The sequence below is a fragment of the Kribbella sp. CA-247076 genome (assembly GCF_050942445.1).
Classification (GTDB): Bacteria; Actinomycetota; Actinomycetes; order Propionibacteriales; family Kribbellaceae; genus Kribbella.
Map to the genome: position 1 here is coordinate 7,158,750 of NZ_CP192051.1, position 15,301 is coordinate 7,174,050.

Annotated in this window: 16 protein-coding genes; 8 read left to right on the top strand and 8 right to left on the bottom strand. The window is 69.9% G+C overall.

What is annotated here, in order from left to right; all coding sequences use genetic code 11:
* Positions 1-4: 4 nt before the first annotated feature.
* From ACQPYZ_RS34180 to ACQPYZ_RS34195, 4 genes are all read right to left on the bottom strand, one after another.
* Entirely contained in the window at positions 5-1,033 is a 1,029-nt protein-coding gene (locus tag ACQPYZ_RS34180) for a methyltransferase (RefSeq protein WP_433163293.1), read from the bottom strand.
* Positions 1,033-2,001, bottom strand: coding sequence for an iron-siderophore ABC transporter substrate-binding protein (locus ACQPYZ_RS34185; protein ID WP_433163295.1), 969 nt, complete (start codon positions 1,999-2,001; stop codon positions 1,033-1,035). The genes ACQPYZ_RS34180 and ACQPYZ_RS34185 overlap by 1 nt, the downstream gene beginning before the upstream one ends.
* Before the next feature lie 115 nt (positions 2,002-2,116).
* The gene (gene fbaA, locus ACQPYZ_RS34190; RefSeq protein WP_433163296.1) at positions 2,117-3,142 is read right to left on the bottom strand and encodes a class II fructose-bisphosphate aldolase; all 1,026 of its coding nucleotides are present in this window, start codon (positions 3,140-3,142) and stop codon (positions 2,117-2,119) included.
* 192 nt (positions 3,143-3,334) lie between these two features.
* Positions 3,335-4,054, bottom strand: a complete 720-nt coding sequence (locus tag ACQPYZ_RS34195) for a GntR family transcriptional regulator (protein WP_132156117.1) — start codon at positions 4,052-4,054, stop codon at positions 3,335-3,337.
* A 139-nt stretch (positions 4,055-4,193) separates the two neighbouring features.
* Between ACQPYZ_RS34195 and ACQPYZ_RS34200 the strand changes: the two genes are divergently transcribed.
* Positions 4,194-5,213, top strand: a complete 1,020-nt coding sequence (locus tag ACQPYZ_RS34200) for an SIS domain-containing protein (RefSeq protein WP_433163299.1) — start codon at positions 4,194-4,196, stop codon at positions 5,211-5,213.
* Positions 5,214-5,306: 93 nt separating this feature from the next.
* Positions 5,307-5,726: a VOC family protein gene (locus ACQPYZ_RS34205; protein WP_433163301.1), complete on the top strand. Its 420-nt coding sequence runs from the start codon at positions 5,307-5,309 to the stop codon at positions 5,724-5,726.
* Between the two features lie 87 nt (positions 5,727-5,813).
* On the opposite strand, the gene ACQPYZ_RS34210 is transcribed toward ACQPYZ_RS34205, so the two are convergent.
* Positions 5,814-6,596, bottom strand: coding sequence for an IclR family transcriptional regulator domain-containing protein (locus ACQPYZ_RS34210; RefSeq protein WP_433163303.1), 783 nt, complete (start codon positions 6,594-6,596; stop codon positions 5,814-5,816).
* A 61-nt stretch (positions 6,597-6,657) separates the two neighbouring features.
* Here ACQPYZ_RS34210 and ACQPYZ_RS34215 point away from each other — a divergent pair, with 61 nt between their 5' ends.
* The 6 genes from ACQPYZ_RS34215 to ACQPYZ_RS34240 are packed head-to-tail and all read left to right on the top strand — an operon-like array spanning position 6,658 to position 13,172.
* On the top strand, positions 6,658-7,488 hold the full coding sequence (locus ACQPYZ_RS34215) for a CoA transferase subunit A (RefSeq protein WP_433163305.1): 831 nt from the start codon (positions 6,658-6,660) through the stop codon (positions 7,486-7,488).
* Positions 7,481-8,347 carry a CoA-transferase subunit beta gene (locus ACQPYZ_RS34220; protein ID WP_433163306.1) on the top strand — a complete coding sequence of 289 codons (867 nt, stop codon included), beginning with the start codon at positions 7,481-7,483 and terminating at the stop codon, positions 8,345-8,347. Before ACQPYZ_RS34215 ends, ACQPYZ_RS34220 begins: the two co-directional genes overlap by 8 nt.
* On the top strand, positions 8,340-9,377 hold the full coding sequence (locus ACQPYZ_RS34225) for a maleylacetate reductase (RefSeq protein ID WP_433163308.1): 1,038 nt from the start codon (positions 8,340-8,342) through the stop codon (positions 9,375-9,377). The genes ACQPYZ_RS34220 and ACQPYZ_RS34225 overlap by 8 nt, the downstream gene beginning before the upstream one ends.
* Positions 9,374-10,564, top strand: a complete 1,191-nt coding sequence (locus ACQPYZ_RS34230) for a thiolase family protein (protein WP_433163310.1) — start codon at positions 9,374-9,376, stop codon at positions 10,562-10,564. The genes ACQPYZ_RS34225 and ACQPYZ_RS34230 overlap by 4 nt, the downstream gene beginning before the upstream one ends.
* A gap of 11 nt (positions 10,565-10,575) precedes the next feature.
* Positions 10,576-11,445, top strand: a complete 870-nt coding sequence (locus ACQPYZ_RS34235; RefSeq protein ID WP_433163311.1) for an intradiol ring-cleavage dioxygenase — start codon at positions 10,576-10,578, stop codon at positions 11,443-11,445.
* On the top strand, positions 11,442-13,172 hold the full coding sequence (locus ACQPYZ_RS34240; protein WP_433163313.1) for an FAD-dependent oxidoreductase: 1,731 nt from the start codon (positions 11,442-11,444) through the stop codon (positions 13,170-13,172). Before ACQPYZ_RS34235 ends, ACQPYZ_RS34240 begins: the two co-directional genes overlap by 4 nt.
* Here ACQPYZ_RS34240 and ACQPYZ_RS34245 read toward each other — a convergent pair.
* The 3 genes from ACQPYZ_RS34245 to ACQPYZ_RS34255 all read right to left on the bottom strand — a co-directional run bounded on the left by ACQPYZ_RS34245 (position 13,161) and on the right by ACQPYZ_RS34255 (position 15,270).
* Entirely contained in the window at positions 13,161-13,349 is a 189-nt protein-coding gene (locus ACQPYZ_RS34245; RefSeq protein WP_433163315.1) for a hypothetical protein, read from the bottom strand. The two genes, ACQPYZ_RS34240 and ACQPYZ_RS34245, sit on opposite strands and share 12 nt — an antisense overlap.
* A 113-nt stretch (positions 13,350-13,462) precedes the next feature.
* The gene (locus tag ACQPYZ_RS34250) at positions 13,463-14,653 is read right to left on the bottom strand and encodes an alpha-amylase family protein (protein WP_433163317.1); all 1,191 of its coding nucleotides are present in this window, start codon (positions 14,651-14,653) and stop codon (positions 13,463-13,465) included.
* Positions 14,650-15,270, bottom strand: coding sequence for a TrmH family RNA methyltransferase (locus tag ACQPYZ_RS34255; protein WP_433169826.1), 621 nt, complete (start codon positions 15,268-15,270; stop codon positions 14,650-14,652). Before ACQPYZ_RS34255 ends, ACQPYZ_RS34250 begins: the two co-directional genes overlap by 4 nt.
* Between the last annotated feature and the right edge of the window lie 31 nt (positions 15,271-15,301).

Consider the following 15,301-nt stretch of genomic DNA (forward strand, 5'->3'; position numbering starts at 1 on the left):
GGGCCTACCGCTCGGGGTGCCGCCGGAGTTCGATTGCGGAGAGGCCGTCGAGGATCGGGCGGGTCGACACCAGCGTCAGACCGGCCTGAGTGGCCAACGCGGCGAACTCCTGTTCGCTGCGTTCGCCGGCGCCGAAGAGCACGTGCATCAACAAGTCGATCGCCACGTGGTCGCCGACGTCGCCGGTCAACCGTTCGATCAGGACGATCGGAGCATCACCGGCCGCCTCGGCGACCCTTCGCAGAATCGCGACCGACTCCGCGTCTGGCCAGTCGTGCAGGACCTGCGCGAGCAGGTAGAGCACACCCCCGCTGGGCAGCGGCTCGAAGAAGCTCTGCGCCGCGATCGTGGTCCGCTCGGTCAGTCCGTGCTCGGCGAACAACTGCTCGGCACGCGCGGCGGTCGACGGCAGGTCGACCAGCGTTCCGGTGGTCTCGGGTCTCGCCCGCAGGATCTGAGCCAGCAACCGGCCGATGCCGCCACCGACGTCGACGACGTTGCCTGCGGTGATCGGCAACACCTCGACCGAGGCGACGGCCCAGCGCGCCATCCACTGCGCCAACTGCTCGTCGAACGAGGCGACGAGGGTTTCGTCGGTGGCGAGCTCCGCCCAGAACGACCGGCCGCGGACGTGCTCGAAGCCGGACTTCCCGGTGCGGACGGTGTGCAGCAGACCAGGCCAGCCGTCGTCGATCCGGGAGTAGCCCCGACGGTGGTCGAGGCGCGCGTGCGCGATCCCCTCCAGCAGCACCCACCCGCGAGCGGCCAAGGAGACGGTGTCGTCCTGCAGTTCGAAGAAGCCTTCGTTCGCGAGCACCCGGACGACCTTGTGCACGCCGGCCTGCTGCGCCCCGACGGCCTCGGCCAGCTCCGGAAGCTTGCGCGGGCCGGCCGCGAGTTCCTCGGCCAGCCCGAGGGTCACCGCTGTCCGCAGTGCGTAGGGGACGGTGAGATCTGCAGCGCGCTGGAGCTCACCGAGCATCCGCTCGAGCTCGTCCGGCGGCGGCTTCCCGGCGGTGTTTCCGCTCGTCATCAGCCGGCCTGTAGTGCGGTGGCGAACAGGGGCACGACCTTCTCCAGCGCGAAGCCGACGGACAGGACCGAGTCGGTGGCGAACGCGGAGCTGATCACCTTGTCGTCGAAGATGACCGAGCGGCCGGCCTTCACCGATGGCACAGCACGGTACAGCGGATCCTCGGTGATCTGCCGCGCCGGGACCCCGATCGGCGTCATCACCGTGAGGTCGGCGTTCAGCAGGCCGAGGTTCTCCCGCGAGACCGGCACGGAGAAGTCCTCGGTGGCCTTGGCCTGGATCGCCGGGTTGTTGCGGAAGCCCAGCAGTTCGACGAAGGTCACGCGGCCGGTGCCGCTGACGTACGCGCCGTACCCCTCGCTGGTGCGGGCGCCGAGGGTGATCGTCTTCCCCGCGAACTCGGGGTGCTGGGACTTCGCCTGCTCGAACCTGCGCTCGGTCGCCGCGATGAGCTCGCGGCCCTGGTCCACCCGGCCGAGCGCCGCGGCGACCAGCTCGGTCTGCTGCTTCCAGCTGATCTTGTACGAGTCGCCACCCTCCGGGACGCCGATGGTCGGCGCGATCGCCGTGAGCGTGTCGTACCGGTCCTGCTTGCCGCTGGACTTCACGTCCAGGATCAGGTCCGGCTTCAGCGCGGCGATCTTCTCGTACTCCGGTTCCAGCGTGCCGATCAACTGCGGTGCCTGCTGGTACTTGCCCTTCGCCCACGGACCGACGCCCTCGCCGCCGAACGCGAGCCAGTCGCTCGCGCCGACCGGCTGTACGCCGAGCGCGAGAGCGGTCTCGGCGTCACCCCAGCCCAGCGCGACCACGCGCTTCGGCTCGGCCGGCACCGAGACCTCACCGAACTTCGTCGCCACCTTCGCGAACGGCGCCGCGCCGTCCGCCTCCGCGCCCGCATCGGATCCGCAGGAGGCGACCGCCGTCGCCAGGAGGCACGCCACCGTCACAGCAAGGAGTTTGCGCATGCGTCTAAGGATAGGCTGGCCTAACCAAGCGCTTGACAGGCGGTACCGCCGAACGCAGCGGTCCGGTGATCGACGCGGTGGTCGATCACCGGACCGGCTGGTGCGCTTTCGACCGTCAGGCGTTCAGGGAGGTGCCGGCGGAGCGGAGGCTCTCGCAGGCCTCGGCGACGCGCTTGGCCATGCCCTCCTCGGCCAGCTTGCCCCAGGCGCGCGGGTCGTAGGCCTTCTTGTTGCCGACGTCGCCGTCGACCTTCAGCACACCGTCGTAGTTGGTGAACATGTGCGCCGCGGCCGGCCGGGTGAACGCGTACTGCGTGTCGGTGTCGACGTTCATCTTGATGACGCCGTTGTCGACCGCCGCCCGGATCTCCTCCAGGGTCGAGCCGGAGCCGCCGTGGAAGACCAGGTCGAACGGGCGGTCCTTGCCGACCTTGGCGCCGACCTGGTCCTGGATCTCCTTGAGGATCTCCGGCCGCAGCTTGACCGCGCCCGGCTTGTAGACGCCGTGCACGTTGCCGAAGGTCAGCGCGGTGATGTAGCGGCCGTTCTCGCCGGTGCCGAGCGCCTCGACCGTGGCCAGACCGTCCTCGACGGTGGTGTACAGCTTCTCGTTGATCTCGTTGGCGACGCCGTCCTCCTCACCGCCGACGACACCGACCTCGATCTCGAGCACGATCTTCGCCGCGGCCGCCTTCGCCAGCAAATCCTTGGCGATCTCCAGGTTCTCATCCAGCGGCACGGCCGAGCCGTCCCACATGTGCGACTGGAACAGCGGGTTCTCGCCGCGGGCGACCCGCTCGGCGGAGATCTCCAGCAGCGGCCGGACGAAGCCGTCCAGCTTGTCCTTCGGGCAGTGGTCGGTGTGCAGCGCGATGTTCACACCGAAGTTCTTCGCGACCTCGTGCGCGTACGCCGCCAGCGCGACCGAACCGGTGACCATGTTCTTCACCGTCGAGCCGGACAGGTACTCGGCGCCGCCGGTGGAGACCTGGACGATGCCGTCCGAGCCCGCCTCGGCGAAACCGCGGATCGCGGCGATCAGCGTCTGCGAGGAGCTGACGTTGATGGCCGGGTAGGCGAAGCGGTTCTGCTTGGCCTTGTCCAGCATCTCGGCGTAGACCTCAGGGGTGGCAATAGGCATGTCTCGCGGTACTCCTCACAACACAGTTCATGTGGGTTGAGCTCCAGTATCACCGTCGGGTACTTCGTCGTACCCGGCGGCCCGCCTGCCGGACCGGCCAGGTGGCCGGGGAGTGTTCGGCAGGGATGCAGACCAGTTGATGAACAGGACCGGTCCAGTTGGTGGCGCCCCGATGACGTCCGTGGACCCGGCTCAGGCCGAGCCGGACCTCGGGCCGCGCGGGGTCAGGGCCATGTGCAGCCGGTAGCGGTCGGCCCGGTAGGCCGACCAGGACAGTTCGACGACCTTGCGGCCGGCGAAGGTGGTGCGCTCGAGGACCAGCAGGGGTGCCCGCCTGGCCACGCCGAGGACCCGGGCGACATGACCGTCGGCGTTGTCCGCCCGGACGGTCTGCTCCCCGGAGGTGACGACGACGTCGTACTCGCTGGCGAAGACGTCGTACAGGGTGCCGAGCTCGCGGCCGAGCAGGCCGGGGAAGAGCGCGGACGGGTAGTAGCCGACCTCGTACGCCATCGGCGAGGCATCGGCGGTGCGGAGCCGTTCGACCCGGATCACCTTGGTGCCCTTGGCGACCCGGAGTCCCTTCGCGGTCTCGTCGGAGGCCTCGATCTCGGTGGCCGACAGCACCACCGTGCCGGGTTCCAGGCCGCGGGCGCGCATCTCCCGGGAGAACGAGGTCAGGTGCAACTGGGAGTCGACCTGTGGACCGGTGACGAACGTCCCCTTGCCGTGCACGCGTTCCAGCGCGCCGGACTCGACCAGGTCGCTGATCGCCTGCCGGACGGTCACCCGGGAGACGTTCAACTTGTCCACCAGCGCGCGCTCGGAGGGGATCGGGTCCCCGGGGTGCAGCTCGACATCGATCAGCCGTTCCAGCACCGATCGGACCTGGGCCCGCTTGGTCGCCACCATCGAATCTCGATCCTCCAGACCTGGGCGGGTCTCGGGGGTGCCCCGGGACGTCGCTCACTGCTATCGTGCGCAGCATACCTGTTAAGACCAGATAGGACCAGTGATCGCAGTGGTGTCTGTCCCCGCCGACGAAACCCAGATGGCGCGCGAGATCGCCGAGCAGCCGGCCGCGCTGGCGGCCACGTTCGAGCACGTCCTGCCACTGCGGCACGACATCACCCGGCTGGCGGCGGGGCGCCGGCACGTGATCTTCGTGGCCCGCGGGTCGTCCGACAACGCCGGCGTCTACGGCCGCTACCTGACCGAGATCCACGCCGGCCGGCAGGCGTCGCTGGCCGCGCCGTCGGTGGCCACCCTGTACGGCGCCAACCTCGACCTCTCGAACTCGCTGGTCGTCGCGGTCAGCCAGTCCGGTGCGACCCAGGAGATCGTCGACACCGCGGAGTGGGCCAAGCGCAACGGTGCCGCGATCGTGGGCATCACCAACGACGGCAACAGCCCGCTGGCCTCGACCGCCGACGTCGCGCTGATCACGCAGGCCGGCCAGGAGCTCGCCGTACCGGCGACCAAGACGTACACGACCCAGCTCGCGGCGATCACCGTCGCGGTCGACGCGCTCGCGCAGAAGCCGGGGACGCTGGACGGCGACATCGCCCGCGTTCCGGATGCGGCGTCGCAGATGCTCGAAGGGTCGGTCGAGGAAGCCGCGGAGCTGCTCGCGGCGGCGCACGACGTCCTGGCCAGCGGGCGCGGGCTGACCTTCGGCACCACGCTCGAGGTCGCGCTGAAGCTGGAGGAGACCTGCCTGCAGCCGGTGCGCGGGCTGTCGTACGCCGACCTGAAGCACGGGCCGATCGCGGTCGTCGACGCGGACCTGGTGACGATCCTGGTCGCAGCCGGCGAGGGGCCCGCGCTGCCCGGGATGACCGAGTTGGCCGGTGTCGTCCGCGAGAAGGGCAGCAAGATTCTCGGCATCGGCGGCGACGCCACGTTCGCGAGCCGCTGCGACGTGAACCTGGCCGGCCCGAACCTGCCGGAGACCCTGGCGCCACTGGCCCTGGTGATCCCCGCGCAGCGGGCGATCGAGTCGCTCGCGCGCAAGCTCGGCCTCGACCCGGACGCGCCGCGCGGGCTGCGAAAGGTGACCCAGACGGACTGATTCGACGGGCCGGTCAAAGTGCTCATTCGGTGAGCACTTTGACTGGAATCGTGGTGGTCACCAACCGGGAAACACCGAGGAAGGACCACCGAGATGATGCGAGGATTCGCCACCGTCAGCTTCTACGCCGCCGACCTGAACGCCGCGCGGGACTGGTACACCACCGTGCTCGGCCTCGAGCCGTACTACGCGTTCCCGACCAAGGAGGCACCGGCGTACCTCGAGTGGCGCTTCGGCGATTACGAGTGCGAGCTCGGGATCATCGACGCCCAGTACGCGACCCACCCGGTCGGCAGCCCGGCGGGCGCGGTGATGCAGTGGCACGTCGACGACCTGGAGGGCGAGCTGGACCACCTGCTCGCCCACGGCGCCACCCTGATCGAGCCGATCACCGAACGCGGCGGCGGCGACTCCGGCTTCCGCACCGCCCTGGTGGCCGACCCCTTCGGCAACCTCATCGGCATCATGAACAACCCGCACTACCTCGAGATCCTCGCCAAGCTGAAGCACTGAGCCCGTGCTCAGTCGTGCCCACCTCGACCGCTGCCTGGGATCGCTCGCTCGGCCCGCGCCCGCCCGTGGTGCTCGACCGGAAGCGGGTCAGAGGTGGCCGCGGTGGGTCAGGGCTGTGGTGATGTGGGCGGCGGTCGACTGCAGGTGCGGGAGGACCTCGGTGCGCAGCGAGGTGGCGGTCGAGCGCGAGGCGTGGGCGGAGACGTTGAGAGCGGCGATCGTCCGGCCCCGGGCGTTGCGGATGGGGGCGGCGATGGAGCGGAGGCCGAGCTCGAGCTCCTGGTCGACCAGGGCGTAGCCGTCCACGCGGGCACGATCGACGACCTCGTGAAGCCCGTCCGCGGAGGTGACCGTGCGATCGGTCAGCGGCTCGGCCTTCACCGTGGACAGATAGTCGGTCAGCTCGTCGTCGGGCAGGCCGGCCAGGAGCACGCGGCCCATGGAGGTGGCGTACGCCGGCAGCCGGGCACCGACCCCGAGCGCGACCGTCATGATCCGGCTGGTGGGGACGCGGGCGACGTACACGATGTCGGGCAGGTCGAGGGTGGCTATGGAGCAGGACTCCCGGGTCTTCACGCTCAGCTCCTCCATGAACGGCCCGGCGATCTCGCCGAAGTCCAGTGAGGACAGATAGGCCCAGCCGAGCGCGAGCACCCGCGGGGTGAGGGAGAACCGACGGCCGTCGCTGCGAACGTACCCGAGCTCGGACAGCGTGAGCAGGATCCGGCGCGCCGTCGCCGGGGTGATCCCGACGTCGCGGGCGACCTCGCTCAGCGTCAGCGACGGCGCGTCCGCCGAGAACGCGCGGATCACCGCGAGCCCGCGGTCGAGCCCCTGCAGGAACGTCCCTGTGGACGCCTCACCAACCATCGGCTAGCCTTTTCGTTGAAAGAAGAACTTTTCGCTCAGCGAAATCCTAGCGGAGCAGCGCATGCCCAGTCCAGTTCCACTCGGCGAGGCGATCGCGGCGCACGTGCACGACGGCGACACCGTGGCCCTCGAAGGCTTCACCCACCTCATCCCGTTCGCAGCCGCCCACGAGATCGCCCGGCAGGGCCGCCGGCACCTGACCCTCGTCCGGATGACGCCCGACCTCGTCTACGACCAGCTGATCGGGCTCGGGGTCGCGGACGAGTTGGTGTTCTCGTACGGCGGCAACCCGGGCGTCGGCTCGCTCCACCGGCTCCGCGACGCCGTGGAGCGGCACTGGCCGCACCGGCTCGTCGTCCACGAGCACAGCCACGCCGGCCTCGCCAACGCGTACGTCGCCGGTGCCGCCAGGCTCCCGTTCGCCGTACTCCGGGGATATCGGGGCACCGACCTGGAGGAGCAGCGGGACATCATCAGCCGGGTCACCTGCCCGTTCACGGGTGAGGAGCTGGCCGCGGTGAAGGCGGTGAATCCGGATGTCGCGGTGATCCACGCGCAACTGGCGGATCGGGACGGCAACGTCATGTTGTGGGGCATCACCGGCGTACAGCGGGAAGCTGTGCTGGCGGCGGAGCGGGCGATCGTCACCGTCGAAGAGGTGGTGGACGAGTTCCCGGAGCGGACCGGTGCGGTCGTCCTGCCGAACTGGGTGCTGTCGGCGGTGAGCGTCGTACCGGGTGGGGCGTGGCCGTCGTACGCGGCCGGGTACTCCGTGCGCGACAACGACTTCTACCAGCGGTGGGACACGGTGTCGCGGGACCGCGCGGCGTTCCTCGCGTGGGCCCGGGAGAACGGCCTGCCGGCCGCCGAGGAGGTGAGCGCCCATGCCTGAGACCGCGACAAGCGCACAGACGCCGGACAGCGCCGCGACCCGGGAGCGCGCCGAGACCCAGGACGGCGCCGCGACCCGGGACGGCGCCGCGACCCGGGACGGCGCCGCCAAGACCTGGGACAGCGCCGACATGATGAATGTGGCGGCTGCGCGGGAGCTGCACGACGGGGACGTCTGCCTGGTCGGCGTCGGCCCGCCCAACCTGGCGGCCAACCTGGCTCGGCGGACGCACGCGCCGAACTGCCGGCTCGTATACGAGTCGGGTGCGATCGACGCCAAGCCACGCCGGCTGCCGTTGTCGATCGGCGACGACGACCTCGCCGCCACGGCGACGGCCGTGGTGTCGGTGCCGGAGATGTTCAACTACTGGGTCGGCGCGGGCCGGATCGACGTCGGGTTCCTCGGCGCCGCCCAGCTCGACCGGTACGGCAACCTCAACACGACGGTGATCGGCGACCACGACAATCCCAAGGTCCGCCTGCCCGGCGCGGGCGGCGCGCCGGAGATCGCGGCCGCGGCCGGCCGGGTGATCGTCATCGTCAAGCAGTCGCCGCGGACGTTCGTCGAGCACATCGACTTCGTCAGCTCCGTCGGCTACGGCCCGACCGGACGCGAGCGCAACGCCAGCGGCGCCGGCCCTACGCTGGTGATCACCGACCACGGCGTCCTCGAGCCCGATCCGGAGACCAACGAGCTCACACTCACCAGGCTGCATCCCGGGGTGACCGTCGACCAGGCGAAGCAGGCGACCGGCTGGCCACTGAAGGTTGCCGACAGCATCAAAGAGGTCGATCCGCCGACAGACACGGAGCTCACCGCTCTCCGCAGTCTGCGCAACCGGGAGCCGATCGATGCCTGAGCCGGCGGACGGATTCGTCCACACCTCTCTCCCCGGCCGCGTCTTGCTCGGCGCCGGGACGCTCGACCGCGTGGCCGAGGAGGCCGGACTGCTCGAGGTACGACGAGTGTTGCTGATAGCAACCAGATCAGCCAGGGACGCAGCGGACGTGGTGGAGATCGGTCTCAAGGACCGGTTCGCCGGCCGGATCGACGGGGTGACCCAGCACGTGCCCACCGACGTCGCGGAAAGCGCCCGCGACAAGGCGCGCCAGGTCGAGGCGGACGGCCTGATCGCGATCGGAGGCGGCTCCGCGATCGGGCTGGCCAAGGCGGTCGCGCTGACAACCGGAGTCCCGATCCTCGCAGTACCGACGACGTACGCAGGCTCGGAGATGACACCCGTCTGGGGCGAGACGTCCGCGGACGGGAAGACCACCGGGACCGATCTCAGAGTGCTGCCGAAGACGGTCGTCTACGACCCGGTCCTCACCGAACACCTGCCGATGAAGGTCACGGCCGCGAGCGTGGCGAACGCCCTGGCGCACTGCGTCGAGGCGGTGTGGACGCCCAAGGCTGATCCGATCACCGAGACCACAGCGGTCGAAGGAGCCCGTGCGCTCGCCGCCGGAGTGCGCCAGGTGCTCGAGCAGCCGAGCCTGGAGGCGCGGAGCAACCTGATGTACGGCGCCTGCCTCGCCGGCTCGGCGTTCGCGAGTGCCGGCTCGGACCTGCATCACAAGATCTGCCATCACCTCGGTGGCACGTACAACCTGCCGCACGCCGAGACCCACGCCGTAGTCCTCCCTCAGGTCACCAGGGTTAAGTCGACCGCGGTGCCGCGGGCGAAGGCCCGGCTCGAGCACGCACTCCAGACCGCGGACCTGGCAGCCGGCCTGTACGACCTGGTCGCGAGCACCGGTCTGCCCACCAGTCTCCGTGAGCTGGGCCTGACCGAGGACCAGGCGCGCGCGGCCGGCCGGGTCTTCGACGCCGAAGACATCCTGATCCGCGCCTGGGCAGGCACCAGGCCCGAAGGAGCGACCCGATGAAATCCGCCTACATCCTCGACGCCGTCCGGACACCGGTCGGCAAACTCGGCGGCGTCCTGGCGACCGCACGACCCGACGACCTGGCCGCCGCGACGCTGAAGGAACTCGCGACCCGCGCCGGCCTCGACCCGGCCGAGCTCGACGACATCTTCCTCGGCAACGCGAACGGCGCCGGCGAGGAGAACCGCGACGTCGCCCGGATGGCCGCGCTGCTGGCCGGCTTCCCGACGAGCGTGCCCGGTACGACGGTCAACCGGCTGTGCGGGTCCGGTCTGGAGGCAGCCGTCCAGGCGGCCCGGGCGATCGAGACGAACGACGCCGACCTGGTCATGGCCGGCGGCGTCGAGTCGATGAGCCGCGCACCCTGGGTGCTGCCGAAGCCGGACCGCGCCTTCCCGCACGGCAGCCTGGCCGCGGAGTCGACGTCGCTCGGCTGGCGGCTCGTCAACCCGAAGATGCCCGGGGAATGGACGATCTCGCTCGGCGAGGCGACCGAGCGACTCGCCGAGCTGCACCACATCACGCGTGAGGCGCAGGACCTGTTCGCGCTGGAGAGCCACGACAAGGCGGCCAAGGCGTGGGCAGCCGGTGCGTTCGACGCGGAACTCGTCCCGTGGGAACGCCTCGACGTCGCCGGGCCGCCGCTGACGAGAGACGAGTCGATCCGCGACGGTGGTACGCCGGAGATCATGGCCCGCCTCAAGCCGGCCTTCAGGCCGGACGGCACCGTCACCGCGGGCAACGCCTCCTCCCTGAACGACGGCGCTTCCGCGGTACTGATCGCGGGCGAGCAGGCTGCCGGCCGGCTGGGCATCGAGCCGATGGCCCGGATCGTCAGCCGGGCGGTCCATGCGGTCGATCCGCAGTACTTCGGCATCGGCCCGGTCGAGGCGTCCCGGACGGCGTTGCGCAAGGCCGGGATCGGCTGGGACGACCTGACGCTGGTCGAGCTCAACGAGGCGTACGCCGCGCAGAGCCTGGCCTGTCTCGGTCAGTGGCCCGAGCTGGACCGCGCCAAGGTGAACGTGAACGGCGGCGCGATCGCGCTCGGGCACCCGCTCGGCAGCTCGGGCAGCCGGATTCTCACCACCCTCGTCCACGAGCTCAAGCGGCGCGGCGGCGGCTACGGCCTGGCCACGCTGTGCATCGGTGTGGGCCAGGGCCTCGCGATGGTGATCGAAGCATGAGGAGCAACCAGATGGATCTGCAGGGAGACGACCTCACCGAGGCCGTGGTGGCCAGTTTCGACAACAGCACGGACCAGCGCACCAAGACTCTGCTGACAAGTCTTGTCCGGCATCTGCACGCGTTCGCGCGCGAGGTGGAGCTGACCGAGGACGAGTACTTCGCCGCGATCGACTTCCTCACCCGGACCGGTCAGATCTCCACCGGCACGCGTCAGGAGTTCGTGCTGCTGGCCGACGTACTCGGGCTGTCGATGCTGACCGTGGGGCTGGAGAACCGGAAGCCGCCGGAGGCCACGCAGTCGACCGTGTTCGGGCCGTTCTTCGTCGAGGGATCGCCGGCGGTCGAGATCGGCGGCGACATCGCGAACGGCGCTCCCGGACAGCCCTGCCTGGTGAGTGGGCGCGTCCTGAGCACGAAGGGCGAGCCGATCGCGGGAGCGCTGGTCGAGACCTGGCAGGCCGACGAGGAGGGCTTCTACGACGTCCAGAAGGAGCTCGACGGCCCGCAGAACCGCGGCCACCTGACGACCGATGCCGACGGCAACTATGCGTTCTGGGCGGTCAAGCCGGTCGCCTACCCGATCCCGGACGACGGGCCGGTCGGCGAGCTGCTCCGGGCCGGCGGCCGCGGGCCGATGCGGCCGGCCCACATCCATTTCATGGTCACCGCTGCGGGGTACTCGCGGCTGATCACGCACGTGTTCGCCGCCGGTGACGAGCACCTGGCCGACGACGCGGTCTTCGGCGTCAAGGACTCGCTGATCGCCGAGTTCACCGAGCACCCGGCGGGCACGCCGGCGCCGGACGGCAGGACGCCCGAAGAGACCTACTTCACCGTTCACTACGACTTGGTGCTCGCCACCACCGAGGAGACCCAGTGATCACCACCGACGTACTCATCGTGGGCAGCGGCCCGGCCGGTGGAGCCGCCTCGCTGTTCCTGTCGACGTACGGCGTCGACAACATCGTCCTCACCAGGTACGGCTGGACCGCGAACACCCCACGGGCCCACATCACCAATCAGCGCACGGTCGAGCTCATGCGGGACATGGGCATCGAGGACCAGGTGATCGACCAGGGCACCGAACACGGGCTGATGGGCCAGACCGCGTTCTGCACCAGCCTCGCGGGTGAGGAGATCGGCCGGATCCGCACCTGGGGCACGCATCCGCGCCGGCTGGCCGACTACACCGAGGCGAGCCCGACGCTGCCCTGCGACCTGCCGCAGACGCTGTTCGAGCCGATCCTCCTCAGTACGGCGGCCGGTCGCGGCGCACGTCTTCGCTTCAACACCGAGTACCTGTCGCTGGAGCAGGACGAGGATGGGGTCACCGCGACAGTCCGAGACCGGTTGAGTGATGCGACCTACCAGATCCGGGCGAAGTACCTGATCGGCGCGGACGGCGGACGCAGCAAGGTGGCCCAGGACATCGGGCTGCCGATGGCCGGCTCGATGGACGTCGAGGGGTCGATGAACATCGTCTTCGAGGCCGACCTGTCCCGGTACGTCGCCCATCGCCCGAGCGTCCTGTACTGGGTCTTGCAACCCGGCGCCCAGATCGGCGGGATCGGCGCCGGCCTGGTCCGGATGGTGCGGCCGTGGAACGAGTGGCTGATCGTCTGGGGGTACGACATCACCCAGCCGGCGCCGGTGGTCGACGAGGCGATGGCGACCGAGATCGTGCACAACCTGGTCGGTGACGACACGATCGACGTGAAGCTGAAGAGTACGTCGGTCTGGAGCGTCAACCACATGTACGCCGAGCAGGCGACCGTCGGCCGGGTCTTCTGCATGGGCGACGCGATCCACCGGCACCCGCCGAGCAACGGCCTCGGCTCGAACACGTCGATCCAGGACGCGTACAACCTGGCCTGGAAGCTGTCGCTGGTCCTGAAGGGCCAGGCCTCGCCTAGCCTCCTCGACACCTACGACGAGGAGCGGGTGCCGATCGGCCGGCAGATCGTCGAGCGGGCGAACAAGAGCCGCACCCAGTTCGGCCAGATCTTCCGCGCCCTCGGGATGACGCCGGACGCGCCGCCCGGGCGGACGATCGAGTCCCGCAAGGACGACAGCCCGGAGGGCGCCGCGCAGCGGGCCGAGCTGCGGACCGCGATCGAGCTGAAGGACTACGAGTTCAACGCGCACGGGGTCGAGCTCGGCCAGCGGTACCGCTCGGCCGCCGTCCTCGACGACGGTACGCCGGAACCGTCGTACGACCGGGACCCCGAGCTCTACTACCACCCGACGACCTGGCCGGGCGCGCGCCTCCCGCACTGCTGGCTGACCCGCGGGTCCGAGACCGTGAGCACGCTCGACGTGGTCGGCAAGGGCCGCTTCACCCTGCTCACCGGAATCGGCGGCGAGGCCTGGGTGAAGGCAGCGCGGGCGGTGTCGGAGCACCTCGGCGTACCGGTCGAAGCGTTCGTGATCGGGCCGGGTCACGAGCTCGACGACCTGTACGGCGACTGGGCCCGGGCGCGGGAGATCCCGGACGACGGGTGTCTCCTGGTCCGCCCGGACGCGCACGTCGCCTACCGGTCGTTCGAGCTCCCCGACGACGCCACCGAGGCCCTCCAGCAGGCCATGACCAGGTTGCTAGGCCGCTGATGACTGGTGCGCCTCCTGCAGGATCCTGTCCAGGATCGCCGAGATCTCGGCGGTCTCGGCGTCCAGCAGCGTGATCAGCGCGACCCGGGACGTCTCCGTGCGCGCCTCCAGAGCCGCCGCGCTCAAGGCGCGCACGGTCCCCAGCTCGTAGACCAACTCATCCCACAGAGAACTCATCAACTACCCCCATATCCCGCGCGGACCCGGGCCCCACCTCAGTTTCGGGGTCCGACTCCGGTCGAGAAGCCTCACACGTCCTCACGCTGAACAACGCCGGTGCTCAGCCGAGGTTACGGACTTGTCAGCAATCTCCACTCGTGCGCCGGCACAGGGTCCGGTTCGTCCGGGAAGCTCTGCGCCTCGTCGGAGATGTTGAGCAACAGCCGCACGTGCGCCCCGTCGCCGGTCGTCCGGAGCGCGATCGTCTCGTTGGTCAGGTGCTCGATCGTGGTCCGTCCACGGGTCAGCCACGGGTGGCGTCGCCGTACGTCGATCAGCCGCTGGTGCAGCCGGTACGTCGGCCATCCGTCCGGCGCGAGCTCCGCCGGCGTCTCCGGGAACTCCGGCCGGATGGCGTCGTCACCGCCGATCCGGTCCTCCTTGAGACCGCGGAACGCCTGCTCGTCGCCGTAGTACACACTCGGTACGCCGCCGACCGCGAACAGGATCGCCAGCGCATGACCGAGATGCCGCTCGTCGTCCAGGCGAGTGGCGATCCGGGTCACGTCGTGGTTGCCGACGAAGGTCTGCGGCACGAACGTGTCCAATAGCGCGTCATGCCGTTCCAGCGCGTGCGCGAGCTCGTAGAAGTTGCCGTCGTTCAGCGAGCTCCAGATCGCCTTCCACAGCTCGTACTGCGTGACCGAGTCGAGCCCGCTCGCCTCGACGTAGCCGGCGTAGTCGCCGTGGATGACCTCACCGAAGAACCATGCCTCCGGGAACTCCTCCCGCGGAACCACGGCCCGCCAGAACTCCGGCGGTACGGCGTACGCGACGTCGAGCCGCCACGCGTCGACCCCGCGACCGAGCCAGTGCGCGAGAACCTTCCGCACGTTCTCCGCCACCGCCGGCTGACCGTGGTCCAGCGCGACCAGCTGGTCGTGTCCTTCGAAGGTGTCGAGCGACCCGTCGGCCCGGCGCCGGAACCACTCGGGCGGGGCATCGAACGACCGGGCGACGTGGTTGAACACACCGTCGAGCGCGATCCGCAGCCCGCGCTCCTTCGCCTGCGCGACGAGCCGGTCGAAGTCGGCGTCGTCCCCGAGTCGCGGGTCGATCCGGAAGTGGTCCACGGTGTCGTAGCCGTGCGTCTCGGACGCGAAGATCGGCCCGAGCAGCAGTCCGGAACAGCCGAGCTCGAGCGCGTAGTCGAGCCAGTTGTCCAACCTTCCGAGCCGGTGGACGACCGTCCCCGAGGTCTGCTCCGCGCCGGTGAAGCCGAGCGGATAGACCTGCCACCAGATCGTGTCCTGAATGTTCATGGCTTCTGCCCGAAGGTGTGGCGGCGGATCCAGGCGTGCAGTGCGATCGCGGCCGCGGCACTGGCGTTGATGGACCGGGTGGAGCCGAACTGCGCGATCGACAGGACATCGGTGCAGATCGCGTGCGCGTCCTCGGTCAGGCCCGGCCCTTCCTGCCCGAACAGGAGTACGCATGCAGCAGGTACGTCGTACGTCTCCAGCGGAACCGAGCCGGGCAGGTTGTCGATCCCGATCACGGGCAGTCCGTGCTCGGCGGCGTACGACGCCAGGTCGTCGAGGCGGGGGTGGTGGCGGACGTGCTGGTAGCGGTCGGTGACCATCGCACCCCGGCGGTTCCACTTCCGGTTGCCGACGATGTGCACCTCGGCGGCCAGGAAGGCGTTCGCGGTCCGCACGACCGAGCCGATGTTCAGGTCGTGCTGCCAGTTCTCGATCGCGACGTGGAACGGGTTCCGCTGCCGGTCCAGGTCGGCGACGATCGCCTCGAGCCTCCAGTAGCGGTATCTGTCGACCACGTTCCGTCGATCACCGGTCGCGAGCAGTTCCGGGTCGTACCGCGGGTCGTCCGGCCAGTCCCCCGCCCAGGGACCGACCCCGACCTCGTTCGGACCGACCAGGTCTGCACCGATCAGGTCCCGCTTTGCGTCT

What these genes read in the sequence shown, in the direction of transcription:
- ACQPYZ_RS34215 (WP_433163305.1), top strand. Translation starts at nt 6,658, where the DNA reads ATGCCCAGTCCAGTTCCACTCGGCGAGGCGATCGCGGCGCACGTGCAC.
- ACQPYZ_RS34250 (WP_433163317.1), bottom strand. Translation starts at nt 14,653, where the DNA reads ATGAACATTCAGGACACGATCTGGTGGCAGGTCTATCCGCTCGGCTTC.
- ACQPYZ_RS34185 (WP_433163295.1), bottom strand. Translation starts at nt 2,001, where the DNA reads ATGCGCAAACTCCTTGCTGTGACGGTGGCGTGCCTCCTGGCGACGGCG.
- ACQPYZ_RS34220 (WP_433163306.1), top strand. Translation starts at nt 7,481, where the DNA reads ATGCCTGAGACCGCGACAAGCGCACAGACGCCGGACAGCGCCGCGACC.
- ACQPYZ_RS34245 (WP_433163315.1), bottom strand. Translation starts at nt 13,349, where the DNA reads ATGAGTTCTCTGTGGGATGAGTTGGTCTACGAGCTGGGGACCGTGCGC.
- ACQPYZ_RS34200 (WP_433163299.1), top strand. Translation starts at nt 4,194, where the DNA reads ATGGCGCGCGAGATCGCCGAGCAGCCGGCCGCGCTGGCGGCCACGTTC.
- ACQPYZ_RS34205 (WP_433163301.1), top strand. Translation starts at nt 5,307, where the DNA reads ATGATGCGAGGATTCGCCACCGTCAGCTTCTACGCCGCCGACCTGAAC.
- ACQPYZ_RS34230 (WP_433163310.1), top strand. Translation starts at nt 9,374, where the DNA reads ATGAAATCCGCCTACATCCTCGACGCCGTCCGGACACCGGTCGGCAAA.
- ACQPYZ_RS34195 (WP_132156117.1), bottom strand. Translation starts at nt 4,054, where the DNA reads ATGGTGGCGACCAAGCGGGCCCAGGTCCGATCGGTGCTGGAACGGCTG.
- ACQPYZ_RS34210 (WP_433163303.1), bottom strand. Translation starts at nt 6,596, where the DNA reads ATGGTTGGTGAGGCGTCCACAGGGACGTTCCTGCAGGGGCTCGACCGC.
- ACQPYZ_RS34225 (WP_433163308.1), top strand. Translation starts at nt 8,340, where the DNA reads ATGCCTGAGCCGGCGGACGGATTCGTCCACACCTCTCTCCCCGGCCGC.
- ACQPYZ_RS34235 (WP_433163311.1), top strand. Translation starts at nt 10,576, where the DNA reads ATGGATCTGCAGGGAGACGACCTCACCGAGGCCGTGGTGGCCAGTTTC.
- ACQPYZ_RS34180 (WP_433163293.1), bottom strand. Translation starts at nt 1,033, where the DNA reads ATGACGAGCGGAAACACCGCCGGGAAGCCGCCGCCGGACGAGCTCGAG.
- fbaA (WP_433163296.1), bottom strand. Translation starts at nt 3,142, where the DNA reads ATGCCTATTGCCACCCCTGAGGTCTACGCCGAGATGCTGGACAAGGCC.